This is a genomic window from Ewingella americana (genome assembly GCF_006438725.1).
In the GTDB taxonomy this organism is placed as follows: Bacteria; Pseudomonadota; Gammaproteobacteria; order Enterobacterales; family Enterobacteriaceae; genus Ewingella; species Ewingella americana_A.
The window spans coordinates 152439-175517 of record NZ_RCZD01000010.1 but is presented as its reverse complement, the minus strand read 5'-3'; the positions used below and the strand labels follow the sequence as shown (position 1 = coordinate 175517).

The following is a 23079-nucleotide window of genomic DNA, read 5'->3' as shown; positions in this document are numbered from 1 at the left end:
GCCAGTTTGTGGTCATGAACGCCGCGCATTATCTGCGAGAACAGGGGGACGGTAAAAGGAAAATATGACATTTTTTTGACTAGAAACAGGTCATTATTTACCTTTTTTAAGGCTAATCTTTTCTAAATCAACGCGTTATTTGCTCATTAAAGATGAAACATTTGCTTACTTTGGTATTTCGACGGGCTTACTGGCTGGCTTCAGGCCCGTTAGCACCTTACAATCGCGCCCCGAAGCGGCGAATGGCGAATTTTTTGCTCCCGCCTGCTGCTGCTATAAACGTAGCTAACCTAGCTAAAGATTGAAAGAAAAGTGAGGCCGAAGTGGAACAGGTTGATGTTGTTGTCGTTGGCGCCGGTGCTGCCGGACTGTTCTGCGCAGCGCTTGCAGGCCAGGGTGGCCGCCGCGTCGTTTTGCTGGATAACGGCAAGAAGATTGGCCGCAAAATTCTGATGTCCGGCGGTGGGCGCTGCAATTTCACCAATTTATATGCAGAGCCGGCGGCTTATCTGTCGCAGAACCCTCACTTTTGTAAATCGGCACTGGCCCGTTATACCCAGTGGGACTTCATCGATATGGTCAACCGGCACGGTATCGCCTGGCATGAGAAAACCCTCGGCCAACTGTTCTGCGATGATTCGGCGCAGCAAATTGTCGCCATGCTGGAAAGCGAATGCGCCAAAGGTCTGGTTGATATACGTCTGCGCAGTGAAATAACCGGTGTCGAAAAAACAGAAAATGGCTTTGATATCAAGGTTAATGGCTCAACTGTGAGTGCTCACTCACTTGTGGTAGCCAGCGGCGGGTTATCGATGCCTGGCCTGGGAGCCTCCCCGTGGGGATACCGTCTGGCCGAACAGTTTGGCCTGAAGGTGTTACCTACCCGCGCGGGTCTGGTGCCTTTTACGCTACATAAACCGCTGCTTGACCACATACAGACGCTCTCTGGTGTCTCCGTACCTGCAGTCCTGACCGCCGAAGATGGAACGGTGTTTCGCGAAAGTATTCTGTTTACTCATCGCGGCATGTCAGGCCCGGCCGTTTTACAGCTGTCGAGCTATTGGCAGCCAGGTGAGTTTGTGAGCGTTAACTTACTCCCTGATGTAGACCTGGCGGGGTTTTTAGATTCTCAGCGTCAGCAGCACCCCAACCAAAGCCTGAAGAATACGCTGGCGATGCAATTGCCTAAGCGGCTGGTGGAATGTTTGCAAACCCTCGGCCAACTGCCGGACGTCACGCTGAAGCAACTGCATGCGTCACAGCAGGCAGAGCTGGTAGAACAATTGCAAAACTGGCAGGTGCAGCCGAACGGCACCGAGGGCTATCGCACTGCAGAAGTCACCCTCGGCGGTGTCGATACCAAAGCACTCTCGTCAAAAACCATGGCCGCCGCCAAAGTGCCGGGTTTGTACTTTATTGGCGAAGTGGTAGACGTCACCGGCTGGCTGGGGGGTTACAATTTCCAGTGGGCGTGGAGCTCCGCGTGGGCCTGTGCGCAGGATTTGGTGAGTGTTCTGGAAAAATAAACTTTGTACAGAGTCGTTTTCAGAACCTTCGCATCTGCGCATTCGTGACCCTGACCCAGAATCCTGCTCCATTCAGAAACAGAATTCCGACCATTGCCTGCACGGCTTAAAACCGATAACAGCACTGAATTTGCGGGAAAACTGCCGGGCAGGTGGCGTATCAAAGGGGAATTAGGATCGACTTCTCACGGCCGGGAACACCGGCGGATAACGCCACTGCGGAGTCTTTCAATGAGTGGCTGAAATGTCTTTATTTATTTCCCATGCGTCCGCAAAAGATGACACCATCCTTCGATTTCATTTAACGTAATGTACATGAACTTATCAACACCAGACTCTTTTTCTTTCGGGATCGGGTAGATAATACATGGGTACTCGGAGGGTTTGTCGTTCTCCATCCAGGTTGTCACTTCATCCTCGGTAAAAACATCACAGATACAGAGGTTGTTCTCATAATACCAACGTTTGTATTCTTCAAAATTTCTCAAAACAAGTGTATTCATTTTATATTTCCATATTAGGTGCGGGCATACGGTTATGTGACGAAAACTCATCGCCGGCACGTAGGTCCATTTAAGATTTATTAATTTTAACATTCGTCTTCGGGCAGGCGTTAAAATGATTATTTTTGTTTTTGTAAATGATTGCCGCGATGAGGCGCACAATGTTTTTTGTTTTTCAGTACGTTAGTTTATGAAAATCATTTAAAAAATTTTGGTGTAATTATTTACTCCGCCTTAAAGATATATTTTTATTTATTAAATTATTACTTTCGAATTCATTGATGAGGATGATTCCATGTTTGGTTTTTATAAAAAATACTTTCATATTATGGAATTTATCTTTTGATTAATCAGCCTATACTTTGTCTGCAGTAAGGCTGCGGCTGTGATGTTTTTTAAGTGGATACACCACAGTGATATTTTTGATATTAATGAGGAATTATATTTTGAACATTAAAACGTTAGGGCTAGTAACATTAATTGCTTGCCCACTCTTTTCTTTCGCCTCCGATGGGGACATTACCTTTACCGGGCTGGTCACATCATCAGCCTGTAGTCTGAATGGTTTTAATGGTGGCACGACGACAACAGGGGAAACGATGGAGTTGCCTACCGTAACACCCTCTTCTTTTTCTGCGAGTAATGGTTATGCAGGTATGACCGATTTCACTGTTGACCTTAAAGATTGTGATATCACAACATTTAAGAATGCGCAGGTTGCTTTCAGTGGTTCGCCCGATTCACTGGATAATGAAATCTTAAAGAATAATGCAAGCACCTCACCCGCTTCAGGTGTCGGTGTCGCCATTTTAGAAAATGATGGGACTACGCTGATTGATATTAACGGTGGTGCACCTTCACAAAAACAACAGTTAAGTGAGGGGAAAACCTCCCTGAAATTTAAAGTGGCATATAAATCCAATGCATCAACCCCCGCAGTGACTGCCGGTAATGTCAGCGCCAAGACATTTATTGATATCACTTATCAATAAAAACGTTATTACGGCAAGGAGAACCGTCGACATTCAACAAAAATGAGAAGCAGCACACTGTGAAAAAATTTAAATCATTCTTTATTTTGAGAACTTTCATTGTGTTGACTGCTTTCTTCTCTTTATCATCATTCGCCGGTGAGAGCATTACACCCCCAGCGAATAAAGATACAGAATTCGATGCGGATTTTTTACGTAAAGACACTCAGGAAATACCTCAACAATTTTATCACCCGAATGCTATTTCAGCCGGAATAAAGAATGTTGATATTGTTTTAAACGGCAAAGCTCTGTTCAAAACGAAAATTAATTTTATTACAGGTAACGACTCCCAAAATGCCACTCCATGCTTAACCATGGCGTTATTGCATCAGATGGGACTGGATCAGCATCTAAATAAATCTGGCACCAGTGGTAATGAAGCGTGCTACGACCTGTTAGCAAAATGGCCAGATGGCACAATTAAGTACGATGAAGCGATGCAGCAACTTAATATCACCGCACCGCAGGCTGCAACCAATGTCGCTTCGCAGCGTGAAATGATTGATCCCTCGCTGTGGGATCGCGGTGTGAATGCACTGCGTATGAGTTACTCGGGTTACGTTTATCATACCGATAGCCATGACAACCGCGATGGGGATTCTGAGAGTAGTGATACGGCTTATTTGAGTCTGAACTCTGGTGTAAATCTCGGTAACTGGCGCTTCTATAGTTTCGATACGTTCAATAAATCCCAGCAGGGCTGGGAACAAAACCACGATCGTGCCTATGCCGAGCGTGATATCGCTGCTTTGGTCTCGCGTTTTACCGTCGGTGATGTTTATGCCAGTACCTCAAGCGATGTGCTGGGGATCTTGCCGATTCGGGGTATGACGCTGGAAACCAATAATCAAATGTTGCCTTCGGATACGTTCAGCTATTCGCCGGTGATCCGTGGGGTTGCCCGCAGCAATGCGCGCGTTGTTATCCGCCAGCGGGGGAACATTATCTACAGCAAAACCGTTCCACCCGGTAACTTTGCGATCAGTGATTTGAACAATGGCCAAATTGGGGCCGATTTAGATGTCACCGTAGAAGAGAGTGATGGCAGCAAGCAGCAGTTCACGGTGCCTTATACCTCGCTGCCCAATATGCTGAGGCCCGGCACCTGGCGTTACAGTCTGAGTGCCGGACGCTATCGCGATGACGGACTTGCCTATCAGCCACTGGTTGCGCAAGGGAGTCTGCAATATGGCTGGGAGAAGTTAACCCTCAATGACTTAGTGGTGGCGGGTGAAGGTTATCACTCCATGGCACTGGGGGGCGCATTCAATCTCGGTTCACTCGGGAGTATCTCGCTGGATTGGGCGCTGGAGAAACATCAGTCTGCTTCAGGTATGCGTGTCGAGGATGAACAGGCTGCCGCAGGAACCAGTGGCAGGGCGCTGCGTCTGCTTTATGCGCGTCGTTTTGACACCACGGACACATCATTGCAGCTGATGGGATACCGGTATCAGTCCAGAGATTTTTTAGATTTTCCTGAATATGCGAGCGCAATGTGGGGAAATGACGATACCCAGCATCATCGCAAAAATGAATTTCAGGCTACGCTTAATCAAGGTCTTGGTGATTTCGGTAATGGATACCTGACGCTTCAGCGCGATAATTATTACGACGAAAGCGCCAGCAATACCTCTTTAACCATGGGGTACAGTTTTAATATTAAAGCGGTCAATGTAGGCATCAGCTACAGCTATCAGGCCAACTCCGATGACGGCTCGGATAGCGCACCCGATCGCCAACTGTCACTCAATTTCTCCGTTCCTTTGGATATGGGCGACAGAAGAAGCCGCAATCTATCGTTTAGCACTAACTCCGGTAACCACTCCAGTGGATCGCAAATGGCGACGGTATCGGGTACGGAATTGGACAATGCCATGAACTACTCTTTGTCAGCACAGCATGACAGCAACGGATATTCGCCTTCGGCATCGGTTACCTACCGCAACAGCATGGCTAATATGAATGCCAGTGCCAGCGTCACTCAGGATAGCCGCCAGTATTCAGCCGGGATTTCTGGTGGCGTCGTGGCCTATAACCACGGCGTGGTGTTGTCTCAACAACTGGGCGACACGATTGCGATTATTGAAACACCCGGAGCTCAGAATATCAGTGTGGAAGGGCAGCCTGGGGTGTCGACCAACCGTTGGGGACGTGCCGTAGTGCCGTCGATTTCAGCCTATCGCGATAATTCGCTTTCGCTGGATACCCGCCATGCCGCCGATAACATTGAACTGACGGAAGGCGGTTCAAACGTTATTCCAAGTCATGGCGCGGTGGTCGTTCGCCGCTTCCAGACAAAAGTAGGACGCCGTGCTCTGGTGGGGTTATCACTCGCAAACGGTAAGCCCGCGCCTTTCGGCGCGACTGTCCGGCAAGGAGAAGAGCAGGTTGGCATGGTCGCTGATAATGGACTGTTGTACCTCAGCGGCGTACTTGCTGAGGGAGAAACGACACTGCATGTGACGCTGGAGAATAATAGCCAGTGTCAGTTTACTCTACCCGTTGCCAAAGGCCTTTCAGACCCATGGTATCAACAAATCAATGCGGTTTGCCGCTAAACAGAGTGTTCTATGAATGTGACTAAAGTGACCCTTGCTGCACTGATGAGTCTCTTGCTCTTAACGAATGCTGCCAGTGCAGCCATACGCCCGGCGCTGACACGCGTGGTCGCGCTGGAGAGCGATAAAGAGACCTCCATAAAACTCATTAATGATGATAAATCTCAGGACTATTTAGTGCAGTCGTGGATTGAAGATCTCAATGGCAATGATAAAAACCTGCCTTTGGTTCTGACCCCTCCACTATTTAAAATTGGCGCTGGCCGCGAAGGCAAATTGCGCATGGTGATCATCCCGGGGAAACTGCCCCAGGACCGTGAATCGGTATACTGGCTATGGATACAGGAAATACCGCCGGTCAGTAAATCCAAAGGAAACCAGTTGCAGGTCGCAGTGCGTACGCACCTGAAGATCTTTATCCGGCCAGGTGCACTCAAAGAGAAACCCGCCGATACCGTGGGTAAATTACAGTGGCAGGCCAGCTATGAAGGTGGGAAATACTGGCTAGTGGCGAAAAACCCCACAGAATACTCCGCGAGTTTCTCTGAACTTTCTGTCTCCTCCGGTGGCAAAGCTCAGCCCATCGCGGATAAAAATGTGATGGTTCCACCCAAAGGTGAAGCACGTTATCTGCTCCCCACCGGGGTAGGTGGTAAATCAGGAACGGTGAATTATTCAGTTATCAATGATTTTGGTGGTGAGTCAGCGGTACTCCACCAGTCTTTCTAAATTTTGAAGGCTTAATAAATGAAAAACAGGTTGGCTCCCATTGCCATTTCACTTTCACGCGCAGCGCTACTTCTTTTGGGGGTTGTACCCGCCATGGGCTGGGCCGGTGTTTTGCATTGTGATATCGACACCGGGGGCGCAGCGCCTTTCTCCCCTTATACGCGGGAAAATCCGATTGCCGCAGATCAGAATACGCCGGATTACACGGTGTTATTATCGCTTGATTACGCTCAATTTTTGCCGAATATGCGCCTGACATGCACTTCAGATGGCCAGGAATTTGATGCTCCTGCAACCTTTGACGGGGAAATTTCGCTCAGCCTCAGCGCGGTCAATGATACGGCACTGGATTGGGCTGGAGAGGCGCAGACCACGAATAACGGCATCAAACTCAAGATGTATATCAAAGCCGTGTCAATAAATGAGGAAACGCTGGCTAACAGTTATCCCCCTGCAAAAATGGCGGCCGGAAAAAACCTTGGTGTTGAATACCCCATTGTTAATGGTAAAAACGACACCACGCTGGTTCAGTTTGGTGCCCAATATAATGACGGCAAAACGCTGTATAAATATGATCAAAAATATAACTTTGCCATTCAGTCGATGCGCGCTGAATTGATTAAGCTTGGCTGGATGGAGTATCAGTCCGAGGCGGTGATCCCCCCTGGCGCTCATTTAACGTTTACGATTGATGGGCTTAACGGTGCTGGTACGGTAGACGTACCACTGGGCTCCGGCGTTTATATGGCTGCACCGTCCTGCAAACTTGACAACAAACATCAGACAGTCGATTTAGGTACCTATCGTAAAACCAGCAGCGGCAGCTTCCCGCAGACGGGGCCGCTTACGCGCTTCGGCATGGATTTCACCTGTAGCAGCTATACAAATAATGTTGAGTTCACCTTTGATGACGCTAATTCTGTACTTACCGCCCGCGATTCATTAGTGGTTCATAATGCAGACGATGGTAAAAAGCTGGAGGGGATTGCGGTTGGTCTCTATGACAGTGACGGGAAAACGGTGAGAACAGGGGTTAAACAAAATCTTGGTATTGGGCAGCAGGGTAAAAATACCGCCAACTTCCAGGCGGCTATAGAACAAACCGCAGCAGAGGTGACGGACTCGGCGGGTAAAAGCTTCACCGGAGGCATTACTGCCAAAGCGAATATCACTATTACTTACTATTAGGGGCGTCATTTCCCTGACTGAAAACCAGACAAATACCCTTCCCATATAAACATCCATAGTGATGGCATGGGTTTCATTGAAGGTATTGATTTTGTTTTCGGTGGAAATATCTACTACTATTAATCTGAAATGCCTCAGATTTTCTATCGGCATTGTGTCTTCGGTGCTATTGAGCAGCACATTAAAGAAACAATGGGGAAACGGTTATGTCCAGCAACACAATTATAAATAACTTCGAAAATATTAACGCTTTTGACTTCAACTTATTATTTGTCTTCGAAACAATATTTATCTACAGCAGTGTTTCAATTGCCGCTGATAAGCTGGACTCCAGCCCATCATCAGTGAGTCAATCTCTTAATAAGTTACGTGCTTATTTCTCAGACCCTCTTTTTGTACGTAAGGGACAAGGATTGGTTCCTACCACTGTCGCGATTCTTTTACATGAACGGATCGGTGATGATCTGGGTGGTTTGGTTAATAGCCTGGTAAATTTCACTGAGTCTGATACCAGAAATAAATTCATCGTTTATTGTTCGCCCTATACGGCTCAACGAATTCTACCGGATATATGTTCCGTCATTCACCAAAATAATTTACCGTATGAGCTGGTCCATATTAGTGCGGATGCTTCACTGGACGCCAGCGAAGATGTTCTGACGTACCGCAAAGCCGATGTGATTTTCGATACCAAGCCCCAATATGGTAACGCAACGGTAACGATGGAATATATGAGGGAGAATGTCCTGGCCGTTTGTGAAAAATCTCACCCACGCTTAAACGATAAATTAACCACAGAAGATCTTGGGCGGGAGAGTTTTACCTTTTTAAATATTAATACCCAGGGGCTAAAGCGTTTTCAGGATATGATCGAGGAAGTAAAAAGCAATCGCCATAAGTTTTTTACCAGCAGTTCTGTAGAAGTGAATGCTGCAGTGACTGAGGTCACTGAATGTGTGAGTTTTGTTACTGAAACATTTTTTGCTAAATTTGGTGAATGCTATAATCTTAAGGCACTTGAGTGTTCTTTTGAACTACCACCAATGATTTTTTATATGACCTATAATAAAAGTGCGATGCAAAATTCCAACTTCTCGCAGTTTATTGAAGTGATTAAGAAGATTAAAAACCTCGGTTCCTAATAACTCAAGACACCCGCGATTAAAAAAACCGCACTCTTCTTTTGCAAGGAGAGTGCGGTTTTTTATTTCTTTTTTCCATTCCCAGGAATGACTTGAATCGTCACTGGTACGGTGTGGGTAATCTTTATTGTTAATAAATTGTTCAATTTGGTGCTAGAAATTGTTTTAAATTGCCATGAATGATATTTTATATAGAATTAGGTTATCTTTCAAAATGCCAACATATACCTTAACTGTCTGATTGTAATGTGATTTACGCAGGTTGCCCCTCCCCCCTAAAAAACGCCAGCTATCCTCACTATTAGAAGTGAGTTATCTTGCTTTCACGGAATCATGATGCATTCCAATAATGGGCTCGTAATTGATTAATATTATTTTCCCGGGACGGGTTTTTAGTATTTCTAATTTTTCATTAAGCCGCCCATGACTTTAATATATGTTTCACCTCATATGTATCGAAAAGGAAATGATATGTCTTTTAATAAATCAGCAGTATGTTTAACACTGGTTATGGCAGGTTTTGCTTCTTCTGCAATGGCCGATAGCGCTTATGACACTTCTAATGGAACAGTTGATTTCACGGGTAGCATCACGAACACTCCGTGTGCAATTAGCGCTAGCAACCAGAACCTTAAAGTGGATTTGGGCGCTGTTAAATCATCTGTGTTCGCCAAAAAAGGAGATACTTCTACTGCCCAGCCTTTCAGTATCGTTCTGAGCAACTGTACGGTAGACAGAACGACCCCTTTTGAAGCCACTGTAAGTTTTAATGGTGCCGGTGCTGACACCGCTAAAACCTCATTGGCAGTTAATGCGGGTTCTGACACTTCTGGTCAGGCAATTGCAACCGGTGTTGGTATTCAGATTCTTGATAACACGCAGACCGGTCTGCCTTTGAATACCGATACTACTGCAATTAAAATTACTGAAACTGAAATGATCCTGCCATACAGCGCACGTTATATTTCTATTGCAGATTCTGTTACTGCGGGTCTGGCAAATGGTCACACTGACTTTACTGTAACGTATAACTAATCAACCCGGCTTCTATATCATTGGTTACTTTAGTTAGCTCTATAACCATGCCGTAGTCATTACGGCATGGTTATCTCTCCGATGGTAATAAAGACCATTAATTAAAGGGCTCCATAAGTGAAAAAATTAAATGTTATTGCAGCCATGCTTATCATGGCCTGTACACAAAGCGTATTTGCGGCAGAAAGTGGCGGTATTGCTGTTGGGGCGACCCGCGTTATTTATAATGCTGCCAGTCGTGAAGCTTCACTGTCGGTAATTAACCGCAGTGGCGCGCAGTATTTTTTAATTCAGTCATGGGTTGATGATGCCAGTGGCAGTAAAAATGTGCCCTTTACGGTTACCCCCCCTTTATTCAGACTGAACGCAAATAAAGAGAATATGCTGCGTATTATTAAAAAAAGTGACAAGGAACTGCCTGGCGACAAAGAGTCGGTGTATTGGGTCAACGTTAAAGCTATTCCACCGGCACCTGCTGCAGGTGATGGGCAGAACGTACTGCAAATGGCAATTAAAACCCGCGTAAAACTATTCTATCGGCCTGCTGGTTTAGCAGGGAATGTCAGTGACTCTCCGGGGAAATTACAGTGGAGTCAACAAGGCAATGATCTCGTGGTGAAAAACCCGACGGCCTATTCAGTCTCATTCAACAATCTGAGTGTGAATGGCAAAGATATTAAAGACGCTAATCTGGTGTTGCCGCAGTCGGAGATGCATTACAAAATCCCCGAAGGGGCAGGCCATGCAAGCACCGTTAAATACAAATGTATCAATGATTTTGGTGGCTTAACCCAATCTATCGATATGGCTGTTAAATAACAAAGCTCAATCATTAGGTAAAAGATAATGGTCTCGAAAAATAAAGCAATATTAAAAAAGGCAGGGAGCCTTAATCCATTATCTGCTAAAGGGACTTATTTCAAATTAACCATTCTGGCATTACTGATCTCATATGCTTCCAGCAGTTTTGCGGGCAATGAATTCAGTTCTGAAATGCTTGAAAACCTGGGGACTGGGGAGGTTTCCGATTTATCCGCTTTTAATAGCGGTAATAGCCAGGCCCCCGGGAAATACATGGTCGATATTTATGTCAACAACGATGCCGTTGATCATAAAGAGATCATGTTCAATGCTGATAAAGACAAAGTTAACCCTGAGGGCAACGGGTTAATTCCCTGCCTGACACTCGAACAACTCAAGCAGTACGGGGTAAAACTGGATGCCGTTCCCCAGCTGCTCGCCCTGGTCAAAAAAGCGGCGACTCAGCAGGCCGCTGAGAAGCAAGAAGGGGATCAAACCGCTACCGCGCCGGCTACGCCTTCCGTGGTTGCTGATGAAAGCGAATGCATTGATTTTATCTCAATGATCCCTTCCTCCTCGGCGGCGTTTGATTTCGAGAAACAGCGTTTGAATTTGAGTTTTCCACAGGCCGTACTCTCAAAATCGGTGCGCGGCTATGTTGACCCGACCCTGTGGGATGAAGGCATCCCCGCGTTCCTGCTCGATTACAACTTTACCGGGTCGAACGCGACCAACACCTACGCGAACTCGGATAAAACCAAGGATGACAGTTATTACCTCAGCGTACGTAACGGCATCAACCTTGGCGCGTGGCGGGTACGAAATTACTCCACCTGGAACGACAATAACGGCGTGCGTGAATGGCAGAACATTAATACCTATGTCCAGCGCAGTATTGTGCCGTTTAAATCCCAGCTGACGATGGGCGATGGCAACTCAGGTAGCGACGTGTTTGATAGTGCGCAATATCGTGGTGCACAACTGGCGTCAGATGATCAAATGTTACCCGACAGTCAGCAGGGCTTTGCCCCGATTGTGCGTGGTATTGCCAAATCAAATGCTCAGGTCACTATCAAGCAAAATGGGTACACCATCTATCAGGGATATGTTTCTCCGGGTGCGTTTGAAATAAACGATCTCTATTCCAGTGGCGACAGCGGTGACTTAGACATTACGGTGAAAGAGGAAGACGGCAGCGAGCAGCACTATATTCAGCCGTATTCGGCCGTACCGATTTTACAACGTGAAGGGCGAATCAAATATAGCCTGACGGCGGGCCAGTACCGCGGTGGAAACGGCGGTGATGATACGCCGGAGTTTGGTCAGTTTACGCTGATCCGTGGGTTCTCTCATGGCATAACGCTGTATGGGGGCACGCAGGGCAGCAAGGATTACACCGCGGTGGCATTAGGCGCGGGTAAAAATATGGGGGACATCGGTGCCGTTTCCGTCGACGTCACCCAAAGTAAAACGAACCTCCCTGAAGGCGAGGTTTCGAAAGGGCAGTCTTATCGCTTCCTGTATGCCAAATCCTTCATTGGTACAGGTACTGATTTCCGCCTGCTGGGTTACCGCTATTCCACCAGTGGCTTTTATACCCTGCAGGAATCCGTGGATATGAATAATACGGACGACGATTCAAACGACTATAACCGTTCCCATCATAAACGCAGCCAGGTTCAGGGCTCTGTGACCCAGACATTACCGCAAGATTGGGGGTCGTTCTATCTCTCCGCCAGCATGCAGGATTACTGGGGCGTGGATGGCGAAGAGAAAACCACGCAGGCGGGTTATAACAATAGCTGGAGAGGTATCAGCTACAGCATTTCGTACAGCAATACCCAAACGCCGGGTGAATCCGCGGATAAGCAGGTTTCCCTGAATGTCTCGATTCCGCTGGATCGCTGGATACACGGAGCTTCCGCCACCTACAGCTCAAGTCATGACAATAGTGGTCATGTGACTCAGCAAGCGGGGGTGAGCGGTCAGGCGATGGACGACCGTCTTAATTATAATATGAGCACCAATACCGGCAATCAGGGCGACAGCACGGGGGGCAACGGCAGCCTTAACTACCGTGGCCAGCGTGGTAACAGCAACCTGGGGTACAGCTACTCGCCGGAGTCACAACGCTGGAACTACGGATTATCCGGCGGCGTGATTGGCCACAGCGGTGGGATCACACTGTCTCAACCTCTGGGGGAAACCAATGTGCTGATTGCCGCCCCTGATGCTGGCGGAGTCGGTACCACCAATGACAATACCGTCTTTACCGATTCCCGGGGATATGCAGTTCTGCCTTATGCCACGCCGTATCGCCGTAACAGCGTAGGCCTGGATACCACCACCCTCGGTGCCAATGTTGATATCGACGACAACGTGAAAGAGGTGATCCCGACACGTGGCGCCGTCGTGCGGGCAAAATTCAATACCCACGTCGGTGCGCGCGCCATGATCACCTTATTGCGCGCGGGGGGCAAACCGGTGCCGTTTGGTGCCACCGTGATGCAAATAGCCAGCGAAGAGAGTGATCAGCCGAATACGGGCATTGTCGGTGACGGGGGGGAAACCTATATCAGCGGATTAGCCGAAAAAGGCCAGCTCAAAGCCCAGTGGGGCAAAGGCAGCGATCAGCAATGTACGGCCGATTATCAGCTGAAAATCAATAAAACTGAAGATACGTTACTGACGCTGATGCTTAATTGCCTGTCGGTGCCTGCGGGGAAATAATCATGTTGAAGAAGATAAAACAGTTGCTCAAATACCTGCCACTGGTTGGCATGGCACCGTTAATTTACTCCGGGATGGCATTAGCCTCACCAACCTGTGATGTGACGCCGGCGCATATTTCTGCCTCCATGACGGTTCATTTGTCAAAGTTTGGTATGAACTATCCTATTAGCCGTGGAGATTTTCATTTCAGTAGTGTTTCACCTATTAGAGTGGGGAATTGCACTGAGAGTTATTATTCACAAGCAATGCCAAACAAGGCTATTGTACACGCCAGCACATTGGATAAATCCACTGATGCACTGGGGAATCCTGCCTGGAAAATACCGGTTACTGCTGGAGTACTTCAATTGGGTATTGAGCCGTTTTTTAATACGGGAGACCCTAGAGAAGGTGAGTTTTATATGGATGGTGCCGATACTCAGCACAATAATACCAATGGTATAATCACTGCCGGAGTGGATGTTTCTTCACTCTCAAATTTTTCCATACCAACCAATAATAGCGGTGTGCTAACGTATACTATTGCACAATCAGTAGCGCAGATGTCCTTTGGCATCCCCTATAACGCCTCGGGGAGCTCAAAATACACCCCTTATTATGACACCTTATTCCTGGATAATTTAACCGTTAATTATATCGTCAGCTCCTGCGGGATAAAATCGAAGCAAGGGTCAGTCGTTAACTGGCCGTCGCTGACTAAATCAGATGTGCGTAATGGCAAAGCGGCGACGCTACCTTATAGTTTGTACCTGATCTGTGGCAATGAGTCAGACCCGGCAACGCCGGTGAATATTACCTTCTCTTCCACCCACGGCTTTGCTGATGCGGCCAACGGTATCGTTAATACCAATCTTCAGTCGGTAGGCATAAAGCTTTCCTGGGCCAATACTAACCTGCCTCCACTTGTGCTGGACCAGGTGAACCGCAGTACGCTGTCCGGCACCGGTGATTATTCCGTTCTGGCAAAAGTCGTAAAAACCGCCAGCGAAAATAATGTGATCACCGGTGGGCACTTTGACACCAATGTCACCATGAATATCGAATTCCCCTGAGAGATTATTATGAAGTCATTAATATCCGGATTTCTGTCTGTTGCATTATTTATTCTGCCACTGGCAGGTAAAGCTGATGTGCCTAATCAGGTTGTCCTGCATTATACCGGTGATATCATTGTTAAGCCTTGCACCGTATCAACCAACCAATTGATGGTGAATTTCGGCGATGTAGATGTGGCCAGATTGCAAAATGTCGGGGATACCAGCCAGGCTGTAAATGCTGGCGTTCGGTTTAGCGATTGTGACGTTGATTCCAATGTTGAAGTGTCATTCGTAATGCCGGGTCCTTCATTTCTTTATAAAACATCACTAACACCTTGTGGTTTTTATTTCACCCCTACCATGTCATCTGGGCCTGATGATTCATGGCAAGGTTGGCCGACTAATATGCCATACGGCATTACAGGCAGCGCAATGATAAATGGAAAATCAATTGATTTGGCGTGTTATGATGGGACTGCACGGGCTCCATTGATCATATCACCATTGCAAAGAGAGGGTTCGTTATCAACCAGTTTTAATTTGACAATGACATTCAGAATAATGCGCATAACAACTGCCCAACCGAATTTTCCAATGAGTGTCAAAAGTGAAGCTTTTTTGTATATGGTCGTTTCCTATAAGTAATGAGAGACTTGATTGATTTTATATCTGTAGTGCAACCTATAACGGATATTCATAATGTTTCGTAAATTATATTTTATACTCCTGTTCAGTATACCGGGTTTCTTCGTTGGTGGTGTAAATGCGGACCAAGTCGGTACTGTTGACGTTTATACCAGTTTCACTATCACCCCAACTTCCTGCACCATCGCCGGTTCCGACTTCACCTTTAATTTTTATATTAATGAGGCGGATTTAGCTCAGGCGGACAGCGCCACCGACTGGAAAGATATGCCCGGAAAATCCATCCGCCTTATCAACTGTTTTGGTGGGGTGACGGCGGTCGGGGTGACGGTCAGCGGCACGATGGATGAGCTGGACAAAGACGGTTTTAAAAATATGGCCACCGGCGACACGGTAGCCACCGGGCTCAGCGTAGAGTTAAAAAGCGGAACCAAGGTGTTACATAACCTCGATGTGATTGAAGGGGTGATGAGCGATGATAACAGTATCGATATACCCCTTTCTGCGCGTTTATACACCACCAAAGGCAGCGTAACGCCGGGTGACGTATACGCCATTATTAACCTGACGATGACCTATAAATAATGCCATTTTTTAAGGAGCCTCCTATGTTAAGGCCGGTTTTGTGTATCAATCGTCATCCGCTTGCGGCGTTATTGGCGCTGATGCTCGTTTCTGCTCCCGGGTTTGCCAATGACACCAATGTTATTATTAAAGGCATTGTTGCCGGGGGCGCCTGCGAGGTGATCAATAATGATGGCAGCAACGGGAAGAGCGTGGACTTAGGCACGGTGCCTGCCGCTGTATTAGGGACATCAAATGCAGCATGGACATGGACCAATTTCTCCATCGGTCTGGACCGCTGCCCAACGCGGATGACCCGTGCCACCATTACCTTTACCGGTGAGGTGGACCCGGAAAACGCGCTTTATTATAAAAACAGCGCCGTTAAGACCGATAGCTCCCCTGATGTGGCAGAGAATGTGGCTATCGAACTTGCCGCACAGGGTAGCAATACCCAGTTAAGTAACGGTAATTCATTAACAACCGAAGTGAACAGTCAAACCCATGGTGGTGAATTCTTACTTAAAGCCAGAATGATCAGCCCTGCCGGTAGAGCGACCGTGGGTAAGGTTTCAGGACATGTGGAATTTTTAATTGATTATAAATGATGTCTGTTCCCACCCCAAATACACATTGGGGCAGTGACGGTAATTCCCCCATTTTTAACAGCGGTCAATAGTAGAACGTAGACTACACGCAGTTCATGTTGTTTTTGGGTATAACCGGCCAGTACTCTATTCGGTCTTATCTCATCGCTAAATAGCGAGTAAAGTCATTTCTCAGGTTATTTCCTGCACGTTTTTTGGGGTATAAAAAGCCCGCATTCAAGCGGGCTGGTAATAGGTTTTCTTGGGATTGGCTGTTCTATTGTCAGCTCATTATAAACATAGAGAAACTTATTTACAGACCTGGTGTTGGCAATTTATATGGGGACAGTGGTGTTTACTGTCACTCGCTTCCTTGCACAAAAATACAGTTTCATCGCGTACTAAGTTAATCAGTACCATGACGCTTCTCGAATAACCATGCCGATTGTCACAAAATGAATAAATGCGTATTTACCACCCTGAGTCTGTCGTATCCAGCGTACCCAGAGAGGATAAAAATTTACGTGCGCATACCAGGGGCCAATAACCCCTTGACTTTGCACAATGTAAAATGAGTTTTTGCACATAAACCCTCACCGTAACTTGAGCGTCCGGCTAAAAAAACGTAATAAGCCTAAACTTTAAGCTGATTGTGCCGATAAGCTACTATTAGGTTTGTGATGGCTTCATATCGCCGCCCATGGACGAGATATTATGGCGACATCATAAAACAGAGGGTCATGAAATACTTTGGGAGGGTGTATGGTACCAGTGTCTCGTAATAATATTAAGATGGAATGTGTATTTGCAGGAATTGTGTTTATAAGTGCATATTTTATTTCATCCTTATTTAATTTTAGCGAGGCGCTTTTTTCATTTTTTTCGAAATATGAACAATACAATTCAGATGAGATTTTCATTGCGATAAACATCACCGGGTTGGTGATGTTTATTTACAGCGCAATGAAAATAAGCAAAATGTCAAAGGAGATCGCAAGGTGCATTGAGGCTGAAAAGAGCATTGAGTGGATTTCCAGCCATGATCACTTAACCGATCTACCCAACCAAAAATTCCTTGATTCTTATATTTCCCGCTCTGCTGAGAACAAAAAAGAAATCAATTATGCAGCATTCAGCATAGAAATAAATAAGTTCAAGGATATTAGCGATCTGTTAGATTATGAAAACAGAAATGAAATATTTAAACTTGTAGGGCAACGACTCTCGAATATATTCCCTGGTAAAGTCTATAAATTGCGAGGTGATGAATTCCTTATATTAAAATCAAATAAAGACAAAACGGACCTCCTGTTGCTCGGAGGAAGGATCATCAGGACGATTGGTGCTCCTATTAATATCAACGGTTTTACCTTAAATATCGCCTCCAACGTGGGTATATCGCGCTATCCCGAGGACTCTGCGGATCTCAGGCAAGTCATTCAGCAATCGACTTGTGCTATGCACATCGCGAAGAAAGCGGGCAGGGAAGAAGTCAGAGCCTTTATTCCCGCTATGCAAGATTCCCTTCTTTCAATGGCCCAGCTTAAGAATGATTTTAAAAATGCGTTGGACCGTAAAGCATTTACAATGTATTACCAGCCATTAGTGGAGCTCATCAGCAAAAAAACGGTTGGTTTTGAAGCGCTTGCCCGTTGGGAGGTCTCACCAGGAAAATTCATTCCACCCAGCCTGTTTATCCCGCTGGCGGAAGAGTTGGGAAAGATCTTTGAGCTGACAGAGCAGTTGTTTCGGCAGGCCTGCCTTGAAGCGTTAAGCTGGCCAGTTGATGTCACGCTGTCATTTAATATTCCCCCAATACTGTTGTGCAACAAGCAACTGGGGCCGCGTATCATGAGCATAATGGATGAACTGGGGCTCCCGGCAGATCGCCTGGAGGTAGAAATCACGGAAAGTGCACTGTTTCAGAATGCGAATGCTGCCCGATATACGCTTAAAAAACTCAGAGATGAGGGGATAAAAATTGCGTTGGATGATTTTGGTACCGGCTATTCCAGTCTCTCTCAGCTCTGCAATTTCCCGTTTGATAAATTAAAAATCGATAAAAGTTTTATCGATACTTTTCAGCATAATGGGAAACAAGAGAAAATTGTTCGCGCTATTATTTCCCTGGCTGGGTCCCTGGGGGTAAAAGTGACCGCCGAAGGTATAGAAAACGCCAGTCAGCTTGCTCGTTTGCAGGATCTCGGTTGTGATATTGGTCAGGGCTATTTACTCGGCATGCCTGCACCTGCCGCTGTTTTACACTATGTGATGCCCGGTATGAGGTACGATTTTTCAACGAAGATGAGTGAAGTGCATAATGCTTAACAACGAGTCAGTGGATATTCTGGCCATATTTTTTGCAAAAAAATAAAATTAAAATTAGCTGTGCAGTAACTCTGCCTGAAAATACCTAAATTAATTTCAATTGATATGAGATTGTTCTGTTTTGTTTAATTTTTTTCAAAAAAAACCCGGGATTAGCGGGTTAAATCGAGCAAATTTAATTTTACTCAGGAACATGGACGCGTTGACCACGCCCAATTCAAAGTATAGGTCTATTTTTGGGTTTTATGGAAATTAAATTCACTATGTGAAGTCGAACCCTTTTAAAAAAGGCCAAATTTACTTTTCAATCCACATATTTTAACAGCTTTGCATGCTTAAATGATTTGCATTTTCTTCATTAATTTAAAATGGATATTGGCTTTGCCATGTCAACTTATTTTTACTGTCCATCTGTTATTATTGGCTTGATTAAATGACCTTATCTATACGATTAACTCCATGGAAAGTAACAAGTAACGCCTTATTTTAAACACGCGATACCGAATGGGCGGTGACAGCATATTCGATGCCGGGTCATTTCAGACGTTGACTCTGTGATTTTGTCCATTTTACCTTTGCCATACTTCAGTCTCACAGGTAAGATATATGAAGTCATTTATGCTTAGTATCAGCAATCGAGATTTTATCTTGAGTTATTTTCATGATTGTAAAATAAAAATAATTATTCGACACGGCTCACATACTCACTGTTCAGTAGGTGCGACTCTCTGTAATTATTACTTTTTTTACAAAATAACGCGCATTAAGGATTTATTAACATTTTGGTAGTACATGAATTACTTTTTGCCAGAAAATTTGGCATGTAACGGAAAAACAAATAGTTTCATGGAGGTGAGATTTGTTTTTTCTGGAGGGTATACCTAAATCTTTTAAATTCCACAACACAGGAATTATTTTTAATGCAAGAATTAAACATTTATGGTCAAACCGTAGGTAAATCATTACCTGATTGGCTGCCGCGTGCTCTCCCTCAAAGGGTTATCCTCAAAGGAGAGCATTGTCTTCTTGAGCCGATTGACATCAAACATAGCAAAGATCTCTATGAAGCCTGGTACAGCATTGATGATGAGCGTGACTGGACCTACTTCCACATTAACCGCCCTATTACAATGAGGCAATGTGACCATTACATTGCCTCCCTTGCTGGCAGCAAGGATCCTCTTTTTTATTCAGTTATCAGTAACGCTACGCGAAAAGCGGTGGGGTTCATCGCTTTACAACGTATTGAGCCAGAAAATGGCGCGGTGGAAATTGGTTGGATTAACTGGTCACCCCTGATGAAACGCACCTTATGTAGCACTGAGGCCATATTTCTTTTGCTCTCCTATGTATTAGATACTTTGCAATACAGACGATGTGCGTGGAAGTGTGACAGTTTGCATCAGGCAGCGATTCAGGCGGCAGAGCGGCTGGGATTTCAATATGAAGGCACATTCAGACAGAAACAAATATCCAAAGGGCGTAGTCGCGACACTCGCTGGTATTCCATCATTGATAATGAATGGCCTGGGATCCGTCAAGCCATGCAGCTTTGGCTCAGCCCCGCTAACCTGGACGATCGGGGTAAGCAAAAGCAAAGCCTAGCCGAATTTATGCCCCAACAGAAATAGCGTTATTGTCCGCCATGACAGTGCTGGTCTTGCCCCTGTGAGGCCAGCATTGATATTTTGCAGAATATGTTCGCGTAGGATTTTGCTTCAGACGCATAATACGCGCTTGCGGACTCGCTTTAATCTCAGCATCATCCGTTGAAAGGCCGGTTATATTTCTTGTCATGCCTTTAGTCATATTTTTGAAGTGTTTAATGACACGCATTAATTTAATAAATCCAACATCAGATAATAAGATATGCATTGCGTCTACGTGGCGGTAAAAGATAAAAACCAATAATGGGGTAGTCATCGCACGTATATAATCTACAAAGCATGATTAAATACCATGCTGAGAAAATAGAGTACATAAGCCGCGACGGTGACCGATTTCTTCCTGCAGCGTATTCTTCCAGCGCCTGAGGCCCGGATGTTGGCGAGGAAAGGATCAAGATGTCAGGTGCTTTCACCGAGTGACACCTGCACCGCAATCACGTGACGCAAAATCATCGTCATCACGCGCTAAGAAGCATACAATCTCGTCTCATAACCAGTAGGAAGAAAAGAATGAAACGCACAGTTGAGAAAATTGAGTCCGATTTAATCCGAGCTCGCCGGGAGAGGGATACCTGGAAAGGTGGTCGCAACGGTCGGCAGAATGTCGAAATGGTCAAGAAGTACATTTCATCGTTAGAGAAAGAGCTGGCAGAAAGCCTCAAACCAGAAGCTGATAACGCGTAGAACCTGTCCATTTTTATCTGGGTTAATACCACTTTTGACGGCGCGTTATGGTAGTCAAAAGGGATAGCTAAGACGTTAAATCAGACAGTTAATGATATTTTGATGCTCAGCGTGGGGTCTCACCCCGCTGACATTCAAACCCTCTAAAACACACAAGTCTATTCACCTCATCTGCAGTGGGTTTAGCCGACAGGCTTTATTGTTTCTGCACATCCCATCTTCTTCGCATAAAACAGCCGTCGACGTGAATCGCCAACGTTTGCCGGGTTATCTGTCCGGCAACAGAAAAGCAGTGAGTTCAGCGCAAATCGTTGTATTGTGGGTTTATACCCAAACAGTGATCGGGACCGCCTATGCTGCCAGCCCAACTCGACGCGTTGAATATTTTGAGCACCCCGATTTGGGTTGTCTCACCAAACAGCCAGGACATTCTTTTTGCCAACACGGCGGCACAAAAACTGGCCGGCCACGGCCAACTGCTGCTATTGCGTAACGGACAATTTTCGGCCCGTGCCCAGCTGTCGCTGGCGTCCTATCTGCCCGCCCTACTTAAAAATGAACAAATCGTTGAAATCTGGACCATTCAGCGCGAGGGCGTTGCGTTTCCGCTCAGTTGTCATCTCTCGCTCTCTCACTTTGATGTGCAGGGTACGGTGATCATTGTCGAAGGACTGAATTCCTCGGGTGTGGCGATGCCGGTCGCCAGTCCGCGTCAGGATCCGCTGTGCATCAGACAATATTGCCGTGATGAACGCGGCTTTTACGAGCGGCTATTTCATACCAACACGGCTCCGATGCTGCTGATTGACCCGGCGTCAGAAGGAAAAATTGTGGACGCTAATCTGGCCGCTACGCATTTTTATGGCTACACCCGTGAGGAGATGTGCCAGAAGCATACGTGGGAGATCAATGCGATGGGCCGCGATGTTTTGCCGGTCATGCATGAAGTCGCCAGATTACCCGGCGGCCACAAGCCGCTGAATTTTATTCATAGGCTGGCTGATGGCAATCTCCGTCACGTGCAGACCTACGCCGGACCGGTGGAGCTGGACGGAATGCGGCTCATGTTATGCATTATTCACGACATCACCGAACAGAAGCGTCTCGAACAGGAGCTGGAACACGCGGCCTTGCGCGATGCACTGACGGGGCTGGGTAACCGACGTCAGTTTCTACAACTGGTTGAGCAGGCGCATGCCAAAAACCAATATTTTGAGCAGGATTTCAGCCTGATGCTGGTGGACGCCGATCACTTCAAAGCCATTAATGATGCATACGGACACCACCGGGGCGATGAAGTGCTGATCTCGTTGGCGCGTGCGCTGGAGTCCTGTATTCGCGACAGTGACCGGGTGTTCCGCTGGGGCGGTGAGGAGTTTGTTATTCTGTTGCCGCTGACCAATTTGCAAGGCGCGCTGCACGTAGCGGAATCCCTGCGTGAAACCGTGCAGCAGCTCAGCCAGCCCAATTTTCCGCCACTGACCGTGAGCATCGGCGTTGCACAGCATCTGACCGATGAAGACTCCATCAGTCTGTTTAAGCGTATGGATGAAGCGCTGTACCGCGCTAAAACGTCAGGGCGTAATAAGGTGATGGCGGGGTAGGCTTTACGCCCGCGCCGGATGTTTTGATAAAAAAAACCGCGCCGTTGCACGGTTTTAAATAGACACCCACCAGGCCGCCGGGGATGGGCATCAGCGCATACAGTACCGGCGCCGCTGCAATCCCGCCATTACCTGCGCGATGATATAAGGCACGATGTTTTTTGCCTTATCACTTTCGTGATTTTCTCTCCCTGCGGATCAAAATAGCGGCTGGGCCAGATCTGAGCGGGCGGGACACCGATTGTCTGCGCGATAATCATTTCACCTTTCGGCCACGGGCGGGAAAGGGCATTTGCCAGTGTCGAAGAGGATAAACCCGCAGCGCGCGATGTGGCGGCCAGCGTGGTGCCTTTCTTGCGCAGTGCGGCGATGATATCGGCCTGATGCCAGTCGGTCTTAGCAGGTTTTTTCATTGCTCAGCTCCCCATAAACAGAGGGCGAGAAACGGCAGGAAAGTTGGGCTGTGTGAAATTCGTTTCATTGTAAGTCTCGTTAGTAGGTAAATAATTCCTACCATCCAAGAGCTGCAATTCTCTTTGGGTGGTAGCTCAGACGGGAATTGCAGTAACCGGCACTAACGACACCGGCCTGACCGAAGTCAGCCCCGCCTGAGCCACCATTGAACGTATCCAACACCACAAGAACGGGGTGTTTTTTACGGATGTGACAAGGCTTTCACAAGGGTTTTGCATCTCGCGCATTCCTTGCTGTCGT

General features: G+C 46.6%; 20 protein-coding genes. 17 read left to right on the top strand and 3 right to left on the bottom strand.

Annotated features, from left to right (window positions below):
- The first annotated feature begins 323 nt into the window (after window positions 1-323).
- On the top strand, window positions 324-1526 hold the full coding sequence (locus tag EAH77_RS18265; RefSeq protein ID WP_140474242.1) for an NAD(P)/FAD-dependent oxidoreductase: 1203 nt from the start codon (window positions 324-326) through the stop codon (window positions 1524-1526).
- A 254-nt stretch (window positions 1527-1780) separates the two neighbouring features.
- Here EAH77_RS18265 and EAH77_RS25255 read toward each other — a convergent pair whose 3' ends face one another.
- Window positions 1781-2029 (bottom strand): hypothetical protein, encoded by a 249-nt coding sequence (locus EAH77_RS25255; RefSeq protein WP_140474241.1) that lies wholly within the window; start codon window positions 2027-2029, stop codon window positions 1781-1783.
- Between the two features lie 446 nt (window positions 2030-2475).
- On the opposite strand from EAH77_RS25255, the gene EAH77_RS18250 reads away from it, so the two are divergent.
- The 14 genes from EAH77_RS18250 (at window position 2476) to EAH77_RS18185 (ending at window position 20041) form a co-directional block, all read left to right on the top strand.
- On the top strand, window positions 2476-3021 hold the full coding sequence (locus EAH77_RS18250; protein ID WP_241673488.1) for a fimbrial protein: 546 nt from the start codon (window positions 2476-2478) through the stop codon (window positions 3019-3021).
- A 59-nt stretch (window positions 3022-3080) separates the two neighbouring features.
- A complete protein-coding gene (locus EAH77_RS18245) occupies window positions 3081-5621 on the top strand; it encodes a fimbria/pilus outer membrane usher protein (protein ID WP_241673487.1) in 2541 nt (846 codons plus the stop codon).
- Between the two features lie 12 nt (window positions 5622-5633).
- Window positions 5634-6350 (top strand): fimbrial biogenesis chaperone, encoded by a 717-nt coding sequence (locus EAH77_RS18240; protein ID WP_140474240.1) that lies wholly within the window; start codon window positions 5634-5636, stop codon window positions 6348-6350.
- 18 nt (window positions 6351-6368) lie between these two features.
- Window positions 6369-7538 carry a fimbrial protein gene (locus EAH77_RS18235; protein WP_140474239.1) on the top strand — a complete coding sequence of 390 codons (1170 nt, stop codon included), beginning with the start codon at window positions 6369-6371 and terminating at the stop codon, window positions 7536-7538.
- Window positions 7539-7744: 206 nt separating this feature from the next.
- A complete protein-coding gene (locus tag EAH77_RS18230) occupies window positions 7745-8680 on the top strand; it encodes a LysR family transcriptional regulator (RefSeq protein WP_140474238.1) in 936 nt (311 codons plus the stop codon).
- Window positions 8681-9151: 471 nt separating this feature from the next.
- Window positions 9152-9715 (top strand): fimbrial protein, encoded by a 564-nt coding sequence (locus EAH77_RS18225; RefSeq protein WP_161985826.1) that lies wholly within the window; start codon window positions 9152-9154, stop codon window positions 9713-9715.
- A 117-nt stretch (window positions 9716-9832) separates the two neighbouring features.
- Window positions 9833-10534: a fimbria/pilus periplasmic chaperone gene (locus tag EAH77_RS18220; protein WP_431306778.1), complete on the top strand. Its 702-nt coding sequence runs from the start codon at window positions 9833-9835 to the stop codon at window positions 10532-10534.
- A gap of 48 nt (window positions 10535-10582) precedes the next feature.
- Complete coding sequence (locus EAH77_RS18215) at window positions 10583-13246, top strand: fimbria/pilus outer membrane usher protein (RefSeq protein WP_241673491.1); 2664 nt, start codon at window positions 10583-10585, stop codon at window positions 13244-13246.
- 2 nt (window positions 13247-13248) lie between these two features.
- Complete coding sequence (locus EAH77_RS18210) at window positions 13249-14301, top strand: fimbrial protein (RefSeq protein WP_140474235.1); 1053 nt, start codon at window positions 13249-13251, stop codon at window positions 14299-14301.
- 9 nt (window positions 14302-14310) lie between these two features.
- Window positions 14311-14931, top strand: coding sequence for a fimbrial protein (locus EAH77_RS18205; RefSeq protein WP_140474234.1), 621 nt, complete (start codon window positions 14311-14313; stop codon window positions 14929-14931).
- 54 nt (window positions 14932-14985) lie between these two features.
- A complete protein-coding gene (locus EAH77_RS18200) occupies window positions 14986-15516 on the top strand; it encodes a fimbrial protein (RefSeq protein ID WP_140474233.1) in 531 nt (176 codons plus the stop codon).
- A gap of 23 nt (window positions 15517-15539) precedes the next feature.
- Window positions 15540-16103 (top strand): fimbrial protein, encoded by a 564-nt coding sequence (locus tag EAH77_RS18195; RefSeq protein ID WP_161985825.1) that lies wholly within the window; start codon window positions 15540-15542, stop codon window positions 16101-16103.
- A gap of 741 nt (window positions 16104-16844) precedes the next feature.
- Window positions 16845-18410: a putative bifunctional diguanylate cyclase/phosphodiesterase gene (locus tag EAH77_RS18190; protein ID WP_140474231.1), complete on the top strand. Its 1566-nt coding sequence runs from the start codon at window positions 16845-16847 to the stop codon at window positions 18408-18410.
- 920 nt (window positions 18411-19330) lie between these two features.
- Window positions 19331-20041 (top strand): GNAT family N-acetyltransferase, encoded by a 711-nt coding sequence (locus EAH77_RS18185; RefSeq protein WP_140474230.1) that lies wholly within the window; start codon window positions 19331-19333, stop codon window positions 20039-20041.
- Here EAH77_RS18185 and EAH77_RS18180 read toward each other — a convergent pair.
- Window positions 20022-20333 carry a hypothetical protein gene (locus EAH77_RS18180; protein ID WP_161985824.1) on the bottom strand — a complete coding sequence of 104 codons (312 nt, stop codon included), beginning with the start codon at window positions 20331-20333 and terminating at the stop codon, window positions 20022-20024. The two genes, EAH77_RS18185 and EAH77_RS18180, sit on opposite strands and share 20 nt — an antisense overlap.
- A gap of 254 nt (window positions 20334-20587) precedes the next feature.
- On the opposite strand from EAH77_RS18180, the gene EAH77_RS25175 reads away from it, so the two are divergent.
- Window positions 20588-20761 (top strand): hypothetical protein, encoded by a 174-nt coding sequence (locus EAH77_RS25175; RefSeq protein ID WP_161985823.1) that lies wholly within the window; start codon window positions 20588-20590, stop codon window positions 20759-20761.
- A 353-nt stretch (window positions 20762-21114) separates the two neighbouring features.
- A complete protein-coding gene (locus tag EAH77_RS18175; protein WP_140474228.1) occupies window positions 21115-22365 on the top strand; it encodes a diguanylate cyclase in 1251 nt (416 codons plus the stop codon).
- 128 nt (window positions 22366-22493) lie between these two features.
- Here EAH77_RS18175 and EAH77_RS18170 read toward each other — a convergent pair whose 3' ends face one another.
- Complete coding sequence (locus EAH77_RS18170; protein ID WP_140474227.1) at window positions 22494-22778, bottom strand: helix-turn-helix domain-containing protein; 285 nt, start codon at window positions 22776-22778, stop codon at window positions 22494-22496.
- Window positions 22779-23079: the final 301 nt, after the last annotated feature.